The following is a 2569-nucleotide window of genomic DNA, read 5'->3' as shown; positions in this document are numbered from 1 at the left end:
AGGCCAGTTTGTAACTGGCGGAGCTGCTGTTCCAGGTATAGCAACCTGGTACTGTTTCATAGCTTCGCCTGGCCGGCGGGGCCTCACTTTTCTCCTTGATGAGAATCGAGGGCCCCTACCCCCAAAGTAAGCAAAAGAATCAAGACGCTTTTAAACTCGCTGAACGCTCAAACACAAAATCGTCAGTTGCGCACCTGGTAGATGCTATACCTGCGTAGCTGAGGTTGTAAGCTAGTCTGGCTATACCTGCCAGCTATACCTACTCGGACAAGAATTCTCCCCTTGAGGGGAGCCAGAGGGGTGTCTTAGCAGTGACTATGAAACAAGAGCTGTCGAACTTGAAAAGCAGAAGCTCCCCTCCTTGGACAAGGAGGGGCAGGGGTGGTTGGGTACGGTGGAGCAGTAGCTTCTCTACCGCGCTTATACCTGCCTAATGGCAACAGCAGAAAAGTCCCTCTTGGGGAAAAGAGGAGGATGATCGGCTGTAGGAACTTCCCTCTACAGAGGGTTTAGGAATAGGCCTAAACTTACTTTATACCAGGTTGCTCATTGCTACAGTGGCTCGACCCACCCCTCAAGAGTGCTCGAAAAGACAACCAATATTGGAATAACGGAAACGAAAAGACGATTAACAGAATTTCACGCTATGAAAACAGAAGAGTATTTGAAGGGACGAGGCGCGCAGTATAATCCTGCTAACCCTTATCTGAAGCAGGAATATGTAGCCACACACATCGAAGGTCTGGACGAGCCGATGCTCTCCAACAGCAAAACCGAGTTCTTTGCCGAGCATCCCAAAAAGATTGTGAACAAGGTGGAAAGTCCGGATCTGGGCCTCACCTACTCCATGAACCCCTACCAGGGCTGCGAACACGGCTGCATCTACTGCTATGCCCGCAACACCCACCAGTACTGGGGCTACGGTGCCGGTCTGGACTTTGAGCGGAAAATCATCATCAAGGAAAATGCACCGGAGGTACTGGCTAAACAACTGGAGAACCAGAAGTGGCAGGTCATGCCCATCATGCTGGCCGGCAACACCGACTGCTATCAGCCCATTGAGGCAAAAAAGCAACTGACCCGGCGTATGCTGGAGGTGCTGCTGCAGTACCGGCACCCCGTCAGCATCATCACCAAGAATGCCCTCATCCTTCGCGACCTCGACCTGCTGCAAAAGCTCAACCAGCTGGACCTGGTACATGTGAGCATCAGCATCACTACCCTGGATGAGAAACTGCGACAGAAACTGGAGCCCCGCACCGTCTCCGCTTCCAAACGCCTGCAGGTAGTCAGGCAGCTGTCAGATGCCGGTCTGCCGGTGAATGTAATGGTAGCCCCGATTATCCCCGGCCTCACCGATTCGGAGATACCGGCTATCATAAAGCAATCGGCTGAGGCAGGAGCCAGCAGCGCCGCCTATACCATCGTGCGGCTCAACGGCAGCATCGGCCCCATCTTCGAAGACTGGATACGCCAGGCCTTCCCGGACCGGGCAGATAAGGTGCTGAGCCAGATAGGAGATTGTCACGGCGGGCAGCTCAACGACAGCCGCTTTGGCGTGCGCATGCGGGGGGAGGGACGTTTTGCGGAGACCATCAGCAAGCTGTTCAGCATGAGCCTGCGCAAGTACATGCCAGGGCGCAGCATGAAACCTTATAACTATAACCACTTCTGCACCAGGGCAGGTAAACAGACAAGCTTATTTTAAAGATCGAAGCGTACACAGGCTTAAATCACCCGCATCCGCTTCAACCTTTAAGGTATAGCCAGGCGCTAGAAAGCGTCTTTTATCTTATCGATCATGCCGGCTTGTCCATCCATCTGCTCTACCTGCGCATGTCCCCGCGGGTCTGGCGCACCGAGTTGCGGCTCACCTCCCTGCGGCTCTGCTGTTATCACACTAAACTCCCCTTTGCCATCCATGGATTGTCCTTTGGCCCAACGGGCATCCGTCTCGGACATACGATCGATGTGGGTGCTTACGAAGGTATAGTTGAATTCCTGGTTTTCCTGGCTTTGCGGAAAACTGTTCGGAATAGGGTGTACGCCCTTCAGACCACCCAGTTCCTCCAGCACCGCCAGCCACTGGTTCTGATGCATGGTATCGTGGGCGATCAGGAAGGAGAGCATATCTTTCATACCCGGGTCATCGGTAGCTTCCCAGAGGCGGGTAGCCAGCAGGCGCCCGGTTGATTCGGCCATCACGTTGGCATACATATCGGCAGCCAGGTTGCCGCTGCTTATAATCCAGGAACCGTTGAAAGGATTGCCATTGCTATCCACAGCCATAGCACCCAGCCCGGCCGAAAGCACATGCTGGGGGTTCATGCCGCCCATCACGGCCCCGATCACTTTGTCTTTTGCCATATCTTCTTGCAAGGAAAGCGGAGCTCCTTCCAGGTTCAGCGCCACGGCAGTAGCCAGCATTTCGATGTGCGCTATTTCTTCGGTGCCTGTCTCCAGCAGCATGTCGCGGTACCGCACAGGCCCCCTGGAATTCCAGGCCTGGAATAAGTACTGCATGCAAACCCTGATTTCGCCTTCTATCCCCCCGATAGCCTGCTGCAGC

At 54.3% G+C, this 2569-nt stretch carries 2 protein-coding genes; one reads left to right on the top strand and one right to left on the bottom strand.

Annotated elements, in window-relative coordinates; translation table 11 throughout:
• Positions 1-646 precede the first annotated feature (646 nt).
• Positions 647-1708: a PA0069 family radical SAM protein gene (locus OB13_RS20860; protein WP_461492111.1), complete on the top strand. Its 1062-nt coding sequence runs from the start codon at positions 647-649 to the stop codon at positions 1706-1708.
• A gap of 65 nt (positions 1709-1773) precedes the next feature.
• On the opposite strand, the gene OB13_RS20855 is transcribed toward OB13_RS20860, so the two are convergent.
• Positions 1774-2568: a manganese catalase family protein gene (locus OB13_RS20855; RefSeq protein WP_461492110.1), complete on the bottom strand. Its 795-nt coding sequence runs from the start codon at positions 2566-2568 to the stop codon at positions 1774-1776.
• Between the last annotated feature and the right edge of the window lies 1 nt (position 2569).

It is taken from the genome of Pontibacter sp. HJ8, assembly GCF_054824225.1.
Note: the sequence above shows the minus strand (reverse complement) of the source record. Positions and strands in the feature narration are given on the sequence as shown.